16 protein-coding genes are annotated in these 17,765 nt (G+C 61.5%); 8 read left to right on the top strand and 8 right to left on the bottom strand.

The window, feature by feature from the left end; all coding sequences use genetic code 11:
* Positions 1–14 precede the first annotated feature (14 nt).
* The 3 genes from ACIQWP_RS05935 to ACIQWP_RS05925 form a co-directional block, all read right to left on the bottom strand.
* Positions 15–1,226 carry an adenylate/guanylate cyclase domain-containing protein gene (locus ACIQWP_RS05935; protein WP_402783427.1) on the bottom strand — a complete coding sequence of 404 codons (1,212 nt, stop codon included), beginning with the start codon at positions 1,224–1,226 and terminating at the stop codon, positions 15–17.
* Between the two features lie 155 nt (positions 1,227–1,381).
* Positions 1,382–2,284 carry an SDR family oxidoreductase gene (locus tag ACIQWP_RS05930; RefSeq protein ID WP_402783425.1) on the bottom strand — a complete coding sequence of 301 codons (903 nt, stop codon included), beginning with the start codon at positions 2,282–2,284 and terminating at the stop codon, positions 1,382–1,384.
* A gap of 92 nt (positions 2,285–2,376) precedes the next feature.
* Positions 2,377–3,117 carry an SDR family oxidoreductase gene (locus tag ACIQWP_RS05925; protein ID WP_402783423.1) on the bottom strand — a complete coding sequence of 247 codons (741 nt, stop codon included), beginning with the start codon at positions 3,115–3,117 and terminating at the stop codon, positions 2,377–2,379.
* 122 nt (positions 3,118–3,239) lie between these two features.
* Between ACIQWP_RS05925 and ACIQWP_RS05920 the strand changes: the two genes are divergently transcribed.
* From ACIQWP_RS05920 to ACIQWP_RS05910, 3 genes are all read left to right on the top strand, one after another.
* Positions 3,240–4,151 (top strand): LysR family transcriptional regulator, encoded by a 912-nt coding sequence (locus ACIQWP_RS05920; protein WP_402783421.1) that lies wholly within the window; start codon positions 3,240–3,242, stop codon positions 4,149–4,151.
* A gap of 138 nt (positions 4,152–4,289) precedes the next feature.
* Complete coding sequence (locus ACIQWP_RS05915; protein ID WP_402783419.1) at positions 4,290–5,636, top strand: LLM class flavin-dependent oxidoreductase; 1,347 nt, start codon at positions 4,290–4,292, stop codon at positions 5,634–5,636.
* A 24-nt stretch (positions 5,637–5,660) separates the two neighbouring features.
* Positions 5,661–6,203 carry a hypothetical protein gene (locus tag ACIQWP_RS05910; RefSeq protein ID WP_402783417.1) on the top strand — a complete coding sequence of 181 codons (543 nt, stop codon included), beginning with the start codon at positions 5,661–5,663 and terminating at the stop codon, positions 6,201–6,203.
* A 143-nt stretch (positions 6,204–6,346) separates the two neighbouring features.
* Here the strand turns inward: ACIQWP_RS05910 and ACIQWP_RS05905 are convergent, their stop codons facing one another.
* Complete coding sequence (locus ACIQWP_RS05905) at positions 6,347–6,775, bottom strand: OsmC family protein (RefSeq protein ID WP_402783415.1); 429 nt, start codon at positions 6,773–6,775, stop codon at positions 6,347–6,349.
* A 151-nt stretch (positions 6,776–6,926) separates the two neighbouring features.
* Here ACIQWP_RS05905 and ACIQWP_RS05900 point away from each other — a divergent pair, with 151 nt between their 5' ends.
* Positions 6,927–8,192, top strand: coding sequence for a glycerate kinase (locus ACIQWP_RS05900; RefSeq protein ID WP_402783413.1), 1,266 nt, complete (start codon positions 6,927–6,929; stop codon positions 8,190–8,192).
* 13 nt (positions 8,193–8,205) lie between these two features.
* Here ACIQWP_RS05900 and ACIQWP_RS05895 read toward each other — a convergent pair whose 3' ends face one another.
* A complete protein-coding gene (locus ACIQWP_RS05895) occupies positions 8,206–8,388 on the bottom strand; it encodes a hypothetical protein (RefSeq protein ID WP_402783411.1) in 183 nt (60 codons plus the stop codon).
* Between the two features lie 337 nt (positions 8,389–8,725).
* Between ACIQWP_RS05895 and ggt the strand changes: the two genes are divergently transcribed.
* The 3 genes from ggt (at position 8,726) to ACIQWP_RS05880 (ending at position 13,960) form a co-directional block, all read left to right on the top strand.
* Entirely contained in the window at positions 8,726–10,468 is a 1,743-nt protein-coding gene (gene ggt / locus ACIQWP_RS05890) for a gamma-glutamyltransferase (RefSeq protein ID WP_402784357.1), read from the top strand.
* A 355-nt stretch (positions 10,469–10,823) separates the two neighbouring features.
* The gene (locus tag ACIQWP_RS05885; protein ID WP_402783409.1) at positions 10,824–12,278 is read left to right on the top strand and encodes an MFS transporter; all 1,455 of its coding nucleotides are present in this window, start codon (positions 10,824–10,826) and stop codon (positions 12,276–12,278) included.
* 128 nt (positions 12,279–12,406) lie between these two features.
* Positions 12,407–13,960 (top strand): VOC family protein, encoded by a 1,554-nt coding sequence (locus ACIQWP_RS05880; protein ID WP_402783407.1) that lies wholly within the window; start codon positions 12,407–12,409, stop codon positions 13,958–13,960.
* Positions 13,961–14,185: 225 nt separating this feature from the next.
* Here ACIQWP_RS05880 and ACIQWP_RS05875 read toward each other — a convergent pair whose 3' ends face one another.
* Both ACIQWP_RS05875 and ACIQWP_RS05870 read right to left on the bottom strand, forming a co-directional pair.
* Positions 14,186–15,463, bottom strand: a complete 1,278-nt coding sequence (locus ACIQWP_RS05875) for an L-fuconate dehydratase (protein WP_402783405.1) — start codon at positions 15,461–15,463, stop codon at positions 14,186–14,188.
* Positions 15,464–15,504: 41 nt separating this feature from the next.
* The gene (locus tag ACIQWP_RS05870; RefSeq protein WP_402783403.1) at positions 15,505–16,665 is read right to left on the bottom strand and encodes a CaiB/BaiF CoA transferase family protein; all 1,161 of its coding nucleotides are present in this window, start codon (positions 16,663–16,665) and stop codon (positions 15,505–15,507) included.
* Positions 16,666–16,896: 231 nt separating this feature from the next.
* Between ACIQWP_RS05870 and ACIQWP_RS05865 the strand changes: the two genes are divergently transcribed.
* Positions 16,897–17,310, top strand: a complete 414-nt coding sequence (locus ACIQWP_RS05865; RefSeq protein WP_402783401.1) for a carboxymuconolactone decarboxylase family protein — start codon at positions 16,897–16,899, stop codon at positions 17,308–17,310.
* Between the two features lie 55 nt (positions 17,311–17,365).
* On the opposite strand, the gene ACIQWP_RS05860 is transcribed toward ACIQWP_RS05865, so the two are convergent.
* Positions 17,366–17,755: a hypothetical protein gene (locus ACIQWP_RS05860; protein WP_402783399.1), complete on the bottom strand. Its 390-nt coding sequence runs from the start codon at positions 17,753–17,755 to the stop codon at positions 17,366–17,368.
* Positions 17,756–17,765: the final 10 nt, after the last annotated feature.

Below are 17,765 nucleotides of genomic sequence, written 5' to 3'. Positions count from 1 at the left end.
GACCCGGTAGGCGGTCAGGCCGCCGAGGACAGCAGCGTGAACAGTTCCTGCGGCCGGTTGACGCCACGCAGCGCATAGCGGCCGACGGAAACCAGGTCGTTGCTGTTATGACCCGACAACGTCTCGACGAAGTTCGACGACATCAGCACATTGCGATCTGCCGAACGGCACATCGAGGCGATGCGGCTGACCTCGTTGACGGCCGGCCCGATGACGGTGAAATCAAGCCGGTCCATGCTGCCGATATTGCCGTAGAAGACATCGCCGATATGCAGGCCGAGATAGACGTCGGTGACGGGCCTGCCCTCGATCTGCCGCTGGGAATTGAGATCGCGCAGCCGCTGCCGCAGCAGCGATTCCGCCATCAGCGCGGCGGCGCAGGCGTCAGCTGAATTCCTGGCCTTGAAGATCGCCAGCGTGCCGTCGCCGATCAGCTTCAGCACGTTGCCGCCCGCCTCGTGGATCGAGGAGATGACGGCATCGGCATAGGCATTCAGCATCGGGATGATTTCATCCGGTTCCGCCGTATCCGAGATGCGCGTGTAGTTGGCGAGATCCGAAAACCAAAGCGCAGCCGAAATCCGCTCGGTCTTGCCGCGCGTAATCTTGCCTTCGAGAACATGCCTGGCAGCATCCTCTCCGAGATAGACCTCAGCAATGGTGCGGGCGATGCGGCTCATGCCGGTACATTTGATGGCGAGCGCCAGCGCCGGCGTCAGCTTGCGCAGCACGCGCAAATCTTCCTCGGGGAAACCCACTTCGGCTGCCGTAGCGAAGTTGGAGTAGAAGCAATCCATCTCGCCGATCGTGCCGCCCTCTTCGAAGCGGTGCACCATGGCGATGTAATCGGTGTGGCCGTCAGCCAGCAGCGTGTCGAGCCCGTAGAAATCCGTCGGTTCTCCGAAGCCGATGCGCCGGCGCACCTCGTCACCGCCCGTCGTCAACATGTGGTAGAAGGCGGAACGCTGCCAGTTTTCGGAGGCGATCCCCTGATGCGACGGACCATATTCGAACTCGCGCTCGATCACCTGGTTGCCGTCCCAGCGGAAGGCGCGGCCTTCATAGACCGGGTGCAGCGTATCCATCAGCGCCATGGCCCGATCGAGGTTCAGGCCATGCAGGCGGCACTGCTCGCAGAAACCCGAGAGGATATCGACTTCCGTCATCCCCTTGAGACCGGCCTGCATGAGCCAGCTGGCAATTTCGCCAATGTCCTTCGCGTCCATGGATGTCTCCCGACCCTCTAAAGGATTCGCTTTAGTACGAAAATCTAGGGCTTGGAATGCCGTACAACGCAAAATAGCCCTGATGCACGCAACAGATCGCCGCCTCTGTGGCACAGAAGCGGCGATTTGACACGTTCGAGGGATGATCGCGAGCCTCAGACCTTTGCGTGCGGCTTCAAGAGATCCTCCAGACCGATGCGCCGGAAGAGCTCTGCGCGAACCCGGTCGGCAACGCCGTTGACGATCTCAGCGCCATCCTCTGAGGGATCTATATGGGTACGGAACGGCCGCGTTCCAAACGGCATGTCGACGACATCGACGATCGCGGTCGCGACCGAGGCGGCATCGGCGTCGGCCGGCTCCAGCGAAGCAAGCCCCTTCAATGCCTGATCGGGAACACCGGCATAGGGACCATTATCATACTCGGCGGCACGAGCCTTGTCGGACGGCGAGCCGGAATGGGCAAAATGGTTCGTCCCCTTCGTGAAGGCGCCGGGCACGATGATAGCGGTCTCGATGCCCCAGCGCGTCAGTTCGGACGCATAGGAGACGGCAAGCGAATCCATGGCAGCCTTGGCAGCGAAGTACGGAGAGAGGTAGGGCGGTGTGCCGCCACGGGTGCTGGATGAGGATACCCAAACGACCAGCCCCTTACCTTCCTTTCGCATCTGTGGCAGCACGGCGCGATTGATGCGCTGGGTGCTGAGCACGTTGATGTCGTAAAGCTCGGCAAACTGCTCGGGCGTGAAGGCCTCGGCCGGTCCGAAGGACATATGGCCGGCATTGTGGATGACGGTGTCGATCCGGCCCTGCTGGGCAATGATCTCGGCAATGCCGGCCTCGACCGAAGCGTCCGAGGCAACGTCAAGCTCGACGGCACGAAGGTCTACACCATTTTCCCTGGCGAACGCTGCAACGGCTTCGACCTGCGGCGCGTTCCGGCCCTCGGTCTCGCGGATGCCGGCATAGACAGTATGACCTGCCTTGGCGAGGGCGCGCGCCGTCAGAGCTCCAAAACCGCTCGATGCGCCTGTGATAACAATGATTTGCTTGCTCATGATCCTGTTCCTTCTTGGATGGTCAGTTGCTGACAGTGAAATCTTGTCGAGGGGAATAGTGGCGGCAGGCATCGCCCTGCCGCCCGCATGGCTCAGATCATGCCGCCATTGGCGCGCAGCGTCTGGCCGTTGATCCAGCCGCCGTCGGGACCGGCGAGGAAGGAGACGGCGGCGGCGATATCCTCCGGCGTGCCCAGGCGTTCCAGCGGGTTCATCTTGGCCATGCGGTCGATGAGTTCGTCGCTCTTGCCGTTGAGAAAGAGGTCGGTCGCCGTCGGGCCGGGAGCGACGGCATTGACTGATATCGAGCGGCCGCGCAGCTCCTTCGACATGATGCCGGTCAGCGTCTCGACGGCGGCCTTTGTCGCGGCATAGACGCCATAGGATTCGAGTTTCAGCCCGACGACACTGGTCGAGAAGTTGACGATGCGGCCGCCATCGCGCAGACGCCTGCCGGCCTCGCGCAGCGTGTTGAACGTACCCTTGAGATTGATGGCGATATGACGGTCGAAATGCGCGTCGTCGGCATCCGCGATCTTGGCAAGCTGCATGATGCCGGCATTGTTGACCAGAACGTCGACCCCGCCAAAGGCTGCCTCAGCCGCATCGAACATGCGACGCACGGCATCGACGTCGGAAACATCGGCCTTGGCGGTCAGCGCCTTGCCGCCCTTCTCCTCGATCTTGCGGGCCAGTTCCTCGGCGGCAGCCTCGCTGCCAGCATAGTTGATGACGACGGTGAAGCCATCTGTGGCCAGCCGCTGTGCAATGGCTGCACCAATGCCGCGGGATGCGCCGGTGACGATGGCTACTTTATTGAAATTGCCGCTCATTTTCTTCATCCTTCGTTGCTCTGCGCCGTAGCGCTTGTCGATGAGGAGAAGATGCCCCTTTTCACATGGCGGATAATCAGCCAATAATCAGCATCACTATCCGGAATAAGCGAACAAATAAGATGGACAGATTCGATGCCATGCGGGTGTTTTGCCGAGTGGTGGAGCGACGCAGCTTTACGCTGGCGGCCGAAGATACCGGCCTGCCCCGCTCGACGGTAACGGATGCGATCAAGCAGCTGGAGGCAAGGCTCGGTGTCCGCGTGCTGCAGCGCACGACGCGGCATGTCAGCCCGACGCTTGACGGCGAGGCCTATTATCAGCGCTGCCTGCGCATCCTCTCCGACATAGAGGATGCCGAAGGAGCCTTTGCCGGCGCCAAGCCGAAGGGAGTGCTGCGCGTCGATGTACATGGCACGCTCGCTCGCCATTTCGTCTTGCCGAACCTGCCATCCTTCCTCGCGACCTACCCTGAGATCGAATTTCAGATGACCGAGGGCGATCGCTTCGTCGATCTCATCCGCGAAGGGATCGATTGCGTGCTGCGCGTCGGCACGCTGCAGGACAGCGACATGATCGCACGCCGCGTCGCGATGCTGGAGGAGGTCACGCTGGCGGCCCCGGCCTATGTGGAGCGTTACGGCATGCCCATGCATCCGGAGGCGCTCGACCGCCATCGCATGGTCGGCTTTCGCTCTTCCGCAACGGGCGGCCTTCTGCCGCTGGAGTTCGAGGTAGGCGGTACGGTGCGCGAGATCACCCTGCCCGCCACCATCTCCGTCAATGCGGCAGAGAGCTATTTTGCCGCCGCCAGGCTCGGCCTCGGCTTGATCCAGGTCCCGCGCTACCACGCCGAGGAAGCCCTGGAAGCCGGTCAGCTGCTGCATATTCTGAAAGACTTTCCGCCGACCCGGACACCGGTTTCGATGCTCTATCCGCGCAGCCGCCAGCTTTCACCGCGCGTGCGCGTGTTCATAGATTGGCTCGTCAGGGTCTTTGCGGAGCAGATCGGTGTGGAAACGCGCGCTGGATGAATATTCCGCGCAAGCGATCAAATAAATGAAATCGGCTCTTTGAATGCGCTGCTGGCACGCCTACGTCGTAGTGCATATTTCCGCTGGCGACGGCGTCGCGATGTCGTGGCGACCCGGCGATTTTCGAGAGAGAGCCCGATGACCGAACAGAAGCCATTGAAGCTTGGGGCCTTCATGCGCCCCGTCAGCCTGCATACCGGCGCATGGCGTTACCCCGGCTCCTATCCGGACGCCAACTTCAATTTCCAGCATATCAAGAGCTTTGCGCAGGAGCTGGAAAAGGCGAAATTCGATGCCTTCTTCATGGCCGATCATCTGGCCGTCCTCAACATGCCGATCGAGGCGCTGAAGCGCAGCCACACAGTGACCTCCTTCGAGCCCTTTACCCTGCTTTCGGCGCTTGCCGCCGTCACTGACCGGATCGGTCTCGTCGCCACCGCCTCCACGACGTTCGACCTGCCCTATCACATCGCCCGCCGTTTCGCTTCGCTCGACCACATCAGCGGCGGCCGCGCCGGCTGGAACATCGTCACGACGTCCAATCCCGATGCCGCTCTTAACTTCGGCCTCGAAGAGCACATGGAACATGGCGAGCGTTACCACCGCGCCCGCGAATTCTATGACGTCGTCACCGGCCTCTGGGACAGCTTCGCCGACGACGCCTTCATCCACGACGCCGAAAGCGGCATCTTCTTCGATCCTGAGCGGATGCATGTCCTTGGGCACAAGGGCGAAGAACTCAGCGTGCGCGGTCCCCTCAACATCGCCCGCCCGCCGCAGGGCTGGCCCGTCATCGTGCAGGCCGGGCAATCCGATGCCGGCCGCCAGCTTGCCGCCGAGACGGCGGAAGCCGTCTTTGCCGCCCCGCGCAATCTTGCCGACGGCAAGGCGATCTTTGCCGATATCAAGGGACGGATGAAGGCGATCGGCCGCAACCCGGATCACCTGAAGATCCTGCCGGCCGCCTTTATCGTCGTCGGCGATACCGTCGAGGAAGCGAAGGCGAAACGAGCAAAGCTCGATAGCCTCGTTCACTATGACAGCGCCATCGCGTCGCTGTCGATCGCGCTGGGACACGATGCTTCCAAGTTCGATCCGGATGGCCCGCTGCCGGATATCCCCGAGACCAATGCCAGCAAGAGCGGACGCGAACGCGTCATCGCGCTTGCCGAGGCGGAGAAGCTGACCGTTCGCCAGCTCGCCCAACGCCTCGGCGGCTATGCCGGTCTCGCCTTCGTCGGCACGCCGCAGAGCATCGCCGATGAGATGGAGCAGTGGCTGCATGAGGAAGGCTCCGACGGTTTCAACGTCGTCTTCCCCTTCCTGCCTCAAGGTCTGCTTGACGTGACCACCCGCGTTGTTCCAGAGCTGCAGCGCCGCGGCATCTTCCGCCGGGAATACGAGGGCACGACGCTACGCGAAAATCTCGGCTTGCCGCGTCCGGAAAACCGCTTCTTCAAGGCAACGGCTGCGGCAGCGCAGTAAGAGAGCCCAGTAAGAGAGACTGACATGAGCCATATCACCCCGATCGACTACGAGACCGCGTCCGACGCCGTGCGTGCCGAGCATGACCGCGAAGTGCAGCTGCGCGGCCGCATGACGAACATGAAGCGGACGCTGCTGCATTCGCCGGTGGCGCATCGCATCTACGCCGAATGGTTCCCGCTGCGCGAGGAGTTGCGCCCGGCGCTCGACGATCGTGCGGTCTGGCTTCTCTGCCATGCCATTGCGCTCGAATGCCGCTCGATCATCCCGGTCGGCTTCTTCCGGCGTGCGCTCATCAATGCCGGCTTGGCGCCCGAGACCATCGTGCCGAGCGAGGACGAAGCGCTGCTGGTCGATTTCGGCAAGGCGATCGTCAGGGATTCCAACGCCATTCCCGAGGAAGTCTGGACGCAGCTTAAGGCGCGCTACGACGAACCGACCCTTGCCAACCTCGTGGCTTTCGCGGGGATCATGATCGCCACGGCCATCTACAACAATGCGGTCAAGGTGGATATCGATCCCGAGCTTGGTCCTTATCTCGAAGGGTTTGAGTTTCCGGCGAAATGAAGGGCCCCTCTCCCCGTTTTGACGGGGAGAGGGAGTGACCTCGCAAAGCCCCTTCGCCCCGCGTGCGGGGAGAAGGTGGACTTGAGCAGTTGAGCGAAGTGAAACTGCGAAAGGACGGATGAGGGGCTATTCCGAACCCAAACTCACTCCGAAATCACCGTCGAAAACTGCGGACTACCGCGGATCGTGTTGCTCACGGTGCAGATCTCGTCTTCGGCGGCATGGGCAATCGCGCTGCGCACCTCATCGTCGAAATCGCCCTTGATGGTGAAGGCGATATTGAACTTCTCGACGCGGGAAAGACCTTCGGTGGCCTTTTCGCCAGTCACGACGGCGGTGACTTCGGTGAGCTTGTCGAGCACGCCGAGGCTGCTTGCCGCCATTCGGGCGCTCAGAACCAGGCAAGCGGACAGCGACGAATAGAGCAGATCGAGCGGGTTGAAACCGGGCTGCGACGGCGAGGTGACGATATTGATCTCGCCACCCGTCACCGAGGTCACATGCGGAAAGCCCGTGCGGCCAACCGTGGCGGTAGCGCCGGTCTGCCTCGTCTTCACTTTCAGTTCGGCCATGTCGAAAATCCTTGAAATAAAAGCGTGAAACTCTTTTCCTCAACATAGGGATTCGTGGCACCGGACACAATTGCAGTTCCCGCCCCTTGCGTCTTCGAGCCAGTTAAGCCACCAAATGGTTACAGGCTCTTCGCAAGACAGGCAGTTTGACATGACCGTTTCCGATCCCCGCGCCTTCCTGACTTCGCTGTTCGATGCGGCCGTTCGCGCCGCCGATCCGCTGACCGGCATCCGCACGCATCTGCCGGAAAGGCCGAAGGGCCGGACGATCGTCATCGGTGCCGGCAAGGGTTCGGCCCAGATGGCTGCGGCGCTGGAACAATGCTGGGAAGGCCCGCTGGAAGGTCTTGTCGTGACGCGATACGGCTTTTCTGCCCCGTGCCGTCAGATCGAGATCATCGAGGCGGCTCACCCGGTGCCCGACGAAGCGGGCCTCACCGCCTCCCACCGGCTTCTCAAACTTGTCGAAGGCCTGACGGCGGATGATCTGGTGATTGCTCTGATCTCCGGCGGCGGCTCGGCGCTGCTGCCTTCGCCGGCCGGTTCCCTGAGCCTCGCCGACGAGATCGCTGTCAACAAAGCGCTGCTCGCCTCCGGCGCGCCGATTTCCGCGATGAATGTCATTCGCAAGCATCTGTCGACCATCAAGGGCGGTCGGTTGGCCGCCGCGGCTCACCCCGCCAAGGTTGTCTCGCTCGTCGTCTCCGATATTCCCGGCGACGACCCAGCCTTGGTGGCGTCCGGCCCGACCGTGCCGGGTGCCGGCACACGCGCCGAAGCTCTTGCCCTCATCCGCCTCTATCGCATCGAACTTCCTTCCGCCGTTCTTGCCCATATGGAGAAGGCCGAAGCGGATGCGCCGCGCCCGGACGATCCGCGCTTTGCCGCCAATGAGGTGCATCTCATCGCATCCGCTGGCGTTTCCCTGGAGGCGGCTGCGGAAGTGGCGCGGGCCGCCGGTATCGAGCCGGCCATTCTCTCCGACGCCATCGAGGGCGAAGCCCGCGAAGCAGCGCATGTCCATGCCGCCATCGCCCGCGAAGTGCTTCATCGCAACCGTCCCTTCGCCAAGCCGACCGTGCTGCTTTCCGGCGGCGAAACGACGGTGACGCTGAAAGGCAAGGGCAAGGGCGGCCGAAATTCCGAATTCCTGCTGTCGCTGGCGATGGATATCGACGGCCACACCGGCATCTACGCGATGGCCGCCGATACGGACGGCATAGACGGCAGCGAGGACAATGCCGGCGCCTTTGCCGATGCGGATACGGTGGCGCGGCTGCGAGAAGCCGGATTGGTGCCAGCCGAGATGCTGGCAAACAACGATGCCTGGACGGCCTTCAACGCGATCGGCGATCTCTTCGTGCCCGGCCCGACGGGAACAAACGTCAACGATCTCCGCGCCATCCTGATCGTATAGGCACAAGCCAAGATCAGGCGATGGCGCTACAATCGTCGCAACGCCAATAGGCTGCCGCCGTCGATGTCCAGCGGAAGAAATGCCGGCTGCAATGGCTGCATTCGATTTCAATGACATGCGTTTTTTCGGCAACGACGCGTGGTTTGACTTGCACCTTGCGCTCGCTTTTCCATCGTTCAAGCTTCGTCACGGCCATCGTCACTCTCCAACGCAATACGCCTGCCTCAACCGAAGATACACTAAAGTAGATTCAACTAATAAAAGAAATATTACAGGAGCGAGGCCGTCAAGCGCTCCTGCGCTTCTAAAGGGATGAGATCGACCCGCCGATCGCATTTGCTGGACACGACGCGTTCGGTTGCCGCATTTGCTGTAAGCGAGTCCTCATCCGCGATGGACCCCAGAGATCCATTGCCGGCTCATATCGCAATAGAGCCTCGAAAATCTGCAACTGCGGATATCGCCATTTCCATATGAAGCCCCATTTCAAGGATGGGGTTCTTGTTCTCAAAATAACCACGGGAGGCATCATGATGCGCCAATTCCGCCAACGGACGATCTCATCGGTAACGTTGGTTACATTCGCTCTCTTTTCCGTTACGGCCAGAGCCGCCGCGCCACCGCCCGTCGAGGCGGAACATGGCATGGTGGTCACGGCCCAGCATCTGGCGACCGACGTCGGCGTCGAGGTGCTGAAAAACGGCGGCAACGCCGTCGATGCGGCTGTTGCCGTCGGCTATGCGCTCGCCGTGGTCTATCCAACCGCCGGCAATATCGGCGGCGGCGGCTTCATGACCATCCGCATGCGCGACGGCAAGACGGACTTCCTCGATTTCCGCGAGCGCGCACCGCTGGCGGCCACCAAGGGCATGTATCTCGACGACAAGGGAAATGTCGTCAAGGGCGCAAGCACCGATGGCTATCTCGCCGTCGGCGTTCCGGGCTCCGTCATGGGCTTCGAGACCGCTCGCGAGAAATACGGCACGAAATCCCGCCAGGATCTGATGGCGCCGGCCATTCGCTATGCCAAGGAAGGCTTCACGCTGAACCAGGCCGACGCCGCCGAGCTGAACGAGAACAAGGACTGGCTCTCGCGCGATCCGGCCACCGCGGCGATCTTCACCAAGTCGGACGGCAAGCCCTTCGCGACAGGCGACAAGCTGACACAGCCGGATCTCGCCAACGCGCTATCAGGCATTTCGGACCAGGGACCTGATGGATTCTACAAGGGACCGGTCGCCAACGCGATCGTCAAGGCAAGCCAGGACAAGGGCGGCATTCTGGCAAACCAGGATTTCGAGCAGTACAAGGTTCGCGAACTCGAGCCCGTAAAGTGCAACTATCGCGGCTATGAGATCATTTCCTCGCCGCCGCCTTCGTCCGGCGGCGTCATCATCTGCGAAATCCTTAACGTGCTGGAGGGCTATCCACTTTCCTATACCGGCTATGCCTCGGCCGACACGGTTCACTACATGGTCGAAGCCATGCGCTATGCCTATGTCGATCGCAACTCGGCGCTTGGCGATCCCGATTTCGTCGACAATCCCGTCAGCAAGCTGCTGGATAAGGCCTACGCCCAGAAGATCCGCGACAGCATCTCTCCCTATAAGGCGGGCGTGTCCAAGGACCTGATGCCCAAGGGCCTCGGCGAAAGCCACGAGACGACGCATTATTCGATCATCGACAATGACGGCAATGCGGTTGCTGTCACCTATACGCTGAACGGCTCCTTCGGCGCCGGCGTCGTCGCACCCGGCACGGGCATCCTCCTGAACAACGAAATGGACGACTTCACCTCCAAGCCCGGCGTGCCCAACCTCTACGGCCTGGTGCAGGGCGAGGCCAATGCCATCCAGCCGAAGAAGACGCCGCTCTCCTCCATGAGCCCGACGATCGTCACCAAGGACGGCAAACCCTTCATGGTGATCGGCAGCCCCGGTGGCTCGCGCATCATCACCATCACGCTTGAGGCGATCATCAACGTCATCGATTTCGGCATGAACATTCAGGAAGCGATCGATGCCCCGCGCATCCACCACCAATGGCTGCCGGATAAGGTCTACATGGAGCCGCGTGCGCTTTCGCCGGATACGATCAAGCTGCTGACCGGTATGGGCTATACGGTTCAGGTCGACAACGACTGGCCGATCTGGGGTCAGGCCGCCGGCATCCTCGTCGGTGGCAAGAGCCTCGGCGACATCGCCAAGGGCGGCGGCGCCCGCTACAACGGCGCCATGGATAGCCGTGCCGGCTCGGGACTTGCCGAAGGCTACTGATCGCCTCGGCGTCTACGGACGACAACGACTCGGACCGGTGCCGCCATCAAACGGCACCGATCTTTTTTGCCCATGGCATCCGGCCGAATGAGCACATTATCTTACGCGAAAAAACCAAGCGTGAGCATTTCGGCGCGATATCGCGCCTATTCATTCACCTCACGTTCATTTGATGCCGTTTGCCCCGCATGTGCGTCATTTTTTTCATCCCATCAATCAGATTTGCGATTTCTGATATGGAAATCGCGGCGATGCGGGAGTATACAAACCGCCGTTCAAACCGGCCTTCGCGCCGTTACCAGACTTGCGGTTCTGTCTTAGGACCCCTCCGCACCATCGAGAGTGATCCCCGACAATGTCGGATCAGATATTCCAGGCCGCCCCCGTCAGGCGGGCCGCACCGAATTTTCGTGTCGTAGCGCTTATCGTAGCAAGCGCGATGTTCATGGAACAGCTTGACGCGACCGTGCTTGCAACAGCCCTTCCGACCATGGCAAGAGACTTCGGCGTCAGCGCGCCGGCCATGAGTATCTCGCTGACATCCTACCTCCTCAGCCTCGCGATCTTCATTCCCGCCAGCGGCGCCATCGCCGACCGTTTCGGGTCGCGCACCGTTTTTAGATCCGCCATCGCGGTTTTCGTTGTCGGATCGCTGCTCTGCGCGCAGGCGCCGAACCTGTTCTTCCTTGTTCTCGCACGGCTCCTCCAGGGTCTCGGCGGCGCCATGATGCTGCCTATCGGCCGCCTCGTGCTGATGCGTAGCGTCGCCCGCAAGGATATGGTCAACGCCATGTCCTGGCTGTTGATCCCGGCACTTGTCGGCCCCATCCTCGGCCCCCCTGTCGGCGGCATGTTCGTGACCTATCTCGACTGGCGCTGGATCTTCTACATCAACGTTCCAATCGGCATCATCGGCTTCATCCTCGTAAGCATGTTCATCGAAGAGGTAAAAGGGCCGCGCACCGGCCGCTTTGACCTCTCCGGCTTCATCCTCTCGGGCATTTCGCTCGGCTCGCTGCTCTTCGGCTTTGAAATGTCGAGCCGCGAGGGCGAAGGCTATCTGGCCATCTTCCTGATTTCCATCGGCCTGCTCTTTGGCATCGCCTATCTGCGCCATGCCCGCAAGCATCCGTCACCGATCATGGATTTCTCGCTGATGAAGATGCCGACCTTCCGGACATCGGTCATCGCCGGCTCTCTGACGCGCATCAGCCAGGGCGCTCATCCGTTTCTCATTCCCTTGATGCTGCAGCTAGGTTTCGGCCTTTCGGCCGCCGCCGCCGGCCAGATTGCCATCGCGACCGCAGTTGGCTCCATGGCGATGAAGCCGCTGCAGGTGCGCATCCTGCGCACGCTCGGCTTCCGCACCGCGCTCATCATCTTCGGCCTCATCGGCACGCTCGGCTATGGCATGTGCGCGATCTTCAAGCCGGATTGGCCGCTGCCCGTCATCTTCGTGATCCTGTTCTTCTGCGGCTTCTTCATGTCGTTCCAGTTTTCGGCCTACAACACGATCGCCTATGACGAGATCGAGCGTGACCGGATGAGCACCGCGACCAGCTTCTATTCGACCTTCCAGCAGCTGATGCTTTCCCTCGGCATCTGCGTCGCCGCCCTTGCTTTACATGGCTCGATGCAATTCCGCGGCGCTGAGAAAGCCCAGATGATCGATTTCTCCGTCGCCTTCATCGTCGTGACGGCGATTGCGCTTCTTGCGGTGATCTGGAACGCCAGCTTTTCACGCACGGCAGGCTCGGAACTGAGCGGCCATCGCCATAAATCGCAGGGAGACAGCCTCGGCGAGCATTGAGGCTCGTCGCCGGATAACCCAGCAATAGCGACTTTTGTGAACAGTGTCTCCACGGACGATGCATTGCATCGAACAGTGGCGGCAACCTAAATAGCGACCAGATATGAAATAACCGTCTGGAGCATCCCATGGTCGCCGGCATCCACCACATCACGCTGATCACCCGCAAGGTACAGGCGAATGTCGATTTCTACGTCGGCTTCCTGGGCCTGCGCCTCGTCAAGCGCACCGGCGGCTTCGAGGACGCCACGCAGCTTCACCTCATCTATGGCGACGCCAAGGGCTCGCCCGGCTCGCTGGTGACCTTCCTCGTTTGGGAGGACGGCTCTCCGGGCCGCGCCGGCGTTGGCCAGGTCGGCGAGATTTCGCTTGCCATCGATCCCGCCAGCACCGGCTTCTGGCTGACGCGCGCCCTGAGCGCCGGCCTTAAGCCCGAAGGCCCCTCCGAAGAATTCGGCGAACCGGTCCTGCGGTTGAAGGACCCGGATGGCGTGATCGTCAAGCTTGTCGGGACCAATACCCTGCAGGCAACGGCTCCCTGGACGAGCGACACCATTCCCGGGGAACACGCAATCCGTCGCATCCGTGGCGCGACGCTGTTTAGCGAAACGCCCGAGGAAACGCAGGCGATCCTGGTCGACCACTTCGACTATCGACCGCTGGCCACAAGCGGAGCGATCAGCCGGCTTATCTCGCAACCGGGCGATATCCTCGACATCAGGGACGCGCGTGGCTTCTGGGCAAGCGCGCCGGGCACCGGCACCGTCGATCACGTCGCCTTTCGCGCCAAAGACGACGCCGAATTGCAGTCGGTCCGCGCCGCGCTGCAGGCAATCGACTCCGGGCCGACGGCTATGCACGACCGCAAGTATTTCCGCTCGCTGTACGTCCGCGAACCCGGCCAGATCCTGTTCGAACTTGCGACGGATGCGCCCGGCATGTTGATCGACGAGGACGAGGCAACGCTTGGCACGCGCCTCTTTGCACCCGGCGACAGTCCGAGGCTTTTGGCGGAGCTGAACGTGGTCCTGCCGCAGTTCTCCATGCCCGGCGAACCGCGCGTCATCTATCGCGACCTGCCCTTCATCCATCGCTTCTTCACGCCTGAGCAGCCGAACGGCACTATCTTCATCCTGCTGCACGGTTCCGGTGCCAATGAAGTGACGATGCTGCCGCTCGGTCACAAGATCGACGCCGCTGCAACATTGCTGACCGTACGCGGCCGCGCGCTCGAAGAGGGTTCGCCGCGCTGGTTTCGTCGCCATGGGCCGATGTCCTTCGATCAGGCCGATATCGCCAGCGAGGCAGACGCCTTTGCCGCCTTTATCGATGGGGCAATCCAAGCCTATGGCCTCGATCCGGACCGCATCGTCTATATCGGCTATTCGAACGGCGCCAATCTGCTGAACGCCTTGCTGTCGCTGCAGCCGCACCTCATCCGCCGCGCGGTGCTGCTGCGCTCCATGGCCGTGCTCGAAAATCCGCCTGCAGCGGACATGTCGGATGCCGATGTGCTGGTGGTCGCCGGCGAAAAGGACCTCTACGGTCCATATGCTCGGCCCCTCGCCGAGCGTCTGCGAGACGGCGGTGCCAAGGTTGAGCTGGAAACCATTCCTGCCGGCCACGAGCTCGATGACACGGATGTGCCGGTCATTCAGGCTTGGCTGAATCCCTCAGCTTGAGGCTGCACATTCTGGATATGAACGACAAAGCCAGCCATCCGGCGGGCAATCGCATATGAGACAGGGTTGCCACGTAACCCCTTCTCTCCAGCGGGGAGAAGGTGCCGACAGGCGGATGAGGGGGCACCAAGGCCACAAAAGCCGATGGATTCAAAACGCTTCCCCCTCATCCGACCCTTCGGGCCACCTTCTCCCCGCTGGGGAGAAGGAGCTTGCGGCAGATGGTCACCCCTTGAACGTATATTCCGCAATCGATTCCGGCTTCATCTCGATCGAGAAACCCGGCAGACTCGGCGGCATGTAGGCAGCATCGCGAATGACGCAAGGGTCGACGAAATGCTCATGCAGGTGATCGACATACTCGATGACACGGCCGTCCTTGGTGCCTGAGACGGCGATATAATCGATCATCGACAGCTGCTGCACATATTCGCAGAGGCCGACGCCGCCGGCATGCGGCCAGACCGGCAATCCGTACTTGGCGGCGATGAGCAGCACCGCCAGCACTTCGTTCAGTCCGCCCATACGGCAGGAATCGATCTGCACGATGTCGATCGCACCCTCGGCGATGAACTGCTTGAACATGATGCGGTTCTGGCACATCTCGCCCGTGGCGACCTTCACTGGGCCAATCGCCTGGCGGATCTTGCGGTGTCCGGCAACATCGTCCGGGCTCGTCGGCTCTTCGATGAAGAACGGCTTGGCGAAGGCAAGCTTGCGCACCCAATCGATCGCCTGATTGACTTCCCAGACCTGGTTGGCATCGATCATCAGGTAGCGGTCGGGGCCGATCACTTCGCGGGCGATGGTGAGGCGGCGGATGTCGTCCTCGAGATCCCGGCCGACCTTCATCTTCACATGGTTGAAGCCAGCGTCGATGGCTTCCTGGCACAGGCGACGCAGCTTGGCATCGTCATAGCCGAGCCAGCCGGCAGACGTCGTGTAGCAGGCATAGCCCTCACGCTCGAGCGTGGCGATACGGTCCGCCTTGCCGGCTTCCGCCTTCTTGAGGATGGCAACGGCCTCGTCGCGGGTGAGGACGTCGGTCAGATAGCGATAGTCGACGATATCGGCGATCTGCTCGGCGTCCATCTCCGAAACGAGGCGCCAGACCGGCTTGCCGGCTTCCTTGGCCAGCAGATCCCAGACGGCATTGACGACCGCGCCTGTCGCCAGATGCATCGCGCCCTTCTCCGGGCCGATCCAGCGCAGCTGGCTGTCGCTGGTCAGATGCCTCCAGTATTTGCCGGGATTTTCCAGAACCGTCGCAAGCTCTGTGCCGACGACCAGATGCCGCATCGCCTCGATCGCCATGCAGCAGATGTCATTGCCGCGGCCGATGGTGAAGGTCAGGCCATGGCCCGAAAGCCCCGGTCTGTCGGTCTCGAGGATGACATAGGCCGCCGAATAATCCGGGTCCGGATTCATCGCGTCGGAGCCGTCGAGGCTCTGCGATGTCGGGAAGCGCAAGTCGAAAACGCGAAGATTGGTGATGCGCGTCATTGGAAAACTCCTTCTAAATCCATCGGCCGCCTCTCGAAACCTCAACCGAGGTCGAACTCCTCCCAGAGCGCCACATTATGCTCGCCAACGTGCGGGGCCGCACGCTCGAATTTCGGCCGCTGCCCGTCGATGCGGATGGGCGAGCGGGTGGTATTAAGGTTGACGCCATCATCGCGACCGACCGTCTGCAGCATGTCGAGAACGCGGAAGCCTTCGCTGCCCAGAAGCTCCGGCCAGTTCAGCACCCGCGCACACCAGATGTCGGCGGGTTCGAGGATCGCGAGCCAGTCGTCGACGTTTCCGGTGGCAATGCGCGCCGCGATCAGCGCCTTGATCTCGTCGCGCGACGTGAGCCAGCTTTTCGGGTCATCACGATAGGGCGCGAGCTCCGCCATGCTGAGCAGGTCGGCAAGCTTGGAAATCGGCGTCATGGCGATAGCAAGATAGCCGTCGGCGGCGGGATAAACGCCATAGGGTGCGGACAAATAGGCGTGCGCGCTGCGAACATGGGAGCGCTCGGGCAGCGTGTGGCCACTGTTCATGTGAACGCTCAGCACCTCGACCTGAAGATCGATCAGAGCCTCGAGCAGGCTGGTCTCCACCAGTCCGCCCTCGCCGGTCACCCCGCGCCGCACCAGCGCTGCAAGGATACCCTGGGCCGCCGCAGCGCCAGCCAGCATGTCGCCGATCGCAAGACCGAAGGGCACCGGCCCCTGCCCCTCGTCGCCATTCAGCCACATGACGCCGGAGCGCGATTGAGCCAGAAGATCCTGTCCCGGCCGCGAGACCCACGGTCCCTCTTCGCCGTAACCGCTGATCGAGCAATAGACGAGGCGCGGATTGAGCTTGGCTGCAGCTTCATAATCCAGGCCTAGCCGCTCGATCACGCCGGGGCGAAAATTCTGTACGAGAACGTCGGCCTTGGAGATGAGCCTGCGCAGCGCGCTCATATCGCGATCGTTCTTCAGGTCGATCGCCAGGCTCTCCTTTGAACGGTTGATCGCGTGGAAAATGGTGGAATCGCCGCTCTCATGGTCGCTGAGATAAAGCCCGCGCGAGAGATCGCCGCCGCCGGGACGCTCGATCTTGATGACCCTCGCGCCCAGATCCATCAGCCGCAGCGTGCAATAGGGACCCGACAGAAACTGGCTCATGTCGACGACAACAAGCCCAGCCAGCGGCAAGTCCTTCTTCAGCGCCATCGATATTCCCGCTCCCCTGGCTCCACTCCGGCCAAAAGCGCCTCTCCGCCTTGAGGATTATCCTCGCCACCGGTTTCTGCGTCAGCCTCTATTTTCTTATGTGAATAGTATTTTCACATATGGATGATTTTTGCAAACGAAAAGAGGAAGGAATCCCAGACGATCCTGCCGACACCAGAAGAAAATGCGCTATGGTCCGATCCGCTCAGGATTGCTGAAGGGAGACAGGGAATGACGACGGTCAAGTTGCTCAACGATGCGGAAGCGGAGGCAATCCCGGTGGTCAAGGCAGTGTTCGACGACATTCGCGCGGTCAGAAAGTCAGATTTCGTCAATAATTTCTGGCGCGGCCTGGCCAATGATCCGGCGCTGCTCAAGCGCACCTGGGAAGGGTTGAAGGCGGTCATGATGGCGGAAGGCGCGCTCGATCCACTGGTGCGCGAAATGATCTACATCGCCGTCTCCACCGCCAATGGCTGCACCTATTGTGTCCATTCCCATACGGCCGCCGCCAGGGCGAAGGGGATGACCGATGCCCAGCATGGGGAGCTGTTGGCGGTTATCGGGCTGGCCGGACAGACCAACCATCTGGTCACGGCAATGCAGATCCCCGTCGATCCGCAGTTCGAGGTTATCAACCGCTGAAAACGCAAAAGGCCCGCGGGCGTACCGGCGGGCCTTTCATAAACTTCTTCGTTTTTCAGCGGTCAGATTTTTCGGTCGTCTGAGCCTCTGCGGCAATGGCGGCGACGTTGAGGCCGTTATTGACGGCCAGGAGCCTCTTGCGAACCAGAACACCCATCACGCGGGCGGCCGTCGAAAAGGTCATCGTGTCAAGCGGACCTTCGCCCTCCCAGGGCTTGGTCAACCGCTCGGTCACGGCCGAGACGATATTATTCGGCACGATGTCGGTGCATTCGCGCATGGTTTCGAACACGACGCTGATGGGGTGGATACGTCCCTCGAACGTCACGATCGGTTCGGTTACTTCGCTGTCCCATTCCTCGAAGGCGTAGAGCGCTTCGCGGAAGAGCTGCTGCAGGGTGATGGGGGCATGACCCTCATGAAGGGGCGGCAAGGCATTCGACATGTCTGTCTCC

Source organism: Rhizobium sp. NPDC090279 (assembly GCF_044769665.1).
GTDB lineage: Bacteria > Pseudomonadota > Alphaproteobacteria > Rhizobiales > Rhizobiaceae > Rhizobium.
Note: the sequence above shows the minus strand (reverse complement) of the source record. Positions and strands in the feature narration are given on the sequence as shown.

Bases quoted from the DNA above. Each gene is read 5' to 3' on its own strand.
- ACIQWP_RS05895 (WP_402783411.1), bottom strand. From the start codon at position 8,388: ATGGCCGTGACGAAGCTTGAACGATGGAAAAGCGAGCGCAAGGTGCAA.
- ACIQWP_RS05930 (WP_402783425.1), bottom strand. From the start codon at position 2,284: ATGAGCAAGCAAATCATTGTTATCACAGGCGCATCGAGCGGTTTTGGA.
- ACIQWP_RS05935 (WP_402783427.1), bottom strand. From the start codon at position 1,226: ATGGACGCGAAGGACATTGGCGAAATTGCCAGCTGGCTCATGCAGGCC.
- ACIQWP_RS05925 (WP_402783423.1), bottom strand. From the start codon at position 3,117: ATGAGCGGCAATTTCAATAAAGTAGCCATCGTCACCGGCGCATCCCGC.
- ACIQWP_RS05910 (WP_402783417.1), top strand. From the start codon at position 5,661: ATGAGCCATATCACCCCGATCGACTACGAGACCGCGTCCGACGCCGTG.
- ACIQWP_RS05860 (WP_402783399.1), bottom strand. From the start codon at position 17,755: ATGTCGAATGCCTTGCCGCCCCTTCATGAGGGTCATGCCCCCATCACC.
- ACIQWP_RS05885 (WP_402783409.1), top strand. From the start codon at position 10,824: ATGTCGGATCAGATATTCCAGGCCGCCCCCGTCAGGCGGGCCGCACCG.
- ACIQWP_RS05920 (WP_402783421.1), top strand. From the start codon at position 3,240: ATGGACAGATTCGATGCCATGCGGGTGTTTTGCCGAGTGGTGGAGCGA.
- ACIQWP_RS05905 (WP_402783415.1), bottom strand. From the start codon at position 6,775: ATGGCCGAACTGAAAGTGAAGACGAGGCAGACCGGCGCTACCGCCACG.
- ACIQWP_RS05915 (WP_402783419.1), top strand. From the start codon at position 4,290: ATGACCGAACAGAAGCCATTGAAGCTTGGGGCCTTCATGCGCCCCGTC.
- ACIQWP_RS05875 (WP_402783405.1), bottom strand. From the start codon at position 15,463: ATGACGCGCATCACCAATCTTCGCGTTTTCGACTTGCGCTTCCCGACA.
- ACIQWP_RS05880 (WP_402783407.1), top strand. From the start codon at position 12,407: ATGGTCGCCGGCATCCACCACATCACGCTGATCACCCGCAAGGTACAG.
- ggt (WP_402784357.1), top strand. From the start codon at position 8,726: ATGCGCCAATTCCGCCAACGGACGATCTCATCGGTAACGTTGGTTACA.
- ACIQWP_RS05870 (WP_402783403.1), bottom strand. From the start codon at position 16,665: ATGGCGCTGAAGAAGGACTTGCCGCTGGCTGGGCTTGTTGTCGTCGAC.
- ACIQWP_RS05865 (WP_402783401.1), top strand. From the start codon at position 16,897: ATGACGACGGTCAAGTTGCTCAACGATGCGGAAGCGGAGGCAATCCCG.
- ACIQWP_RS05900 (WP_402783413.1), top strand. From the start codon at position 6,927: ATGACCGTTTCCGATCCCCGCGCCTTCCTGACTTCGCTGTTCGATGCG.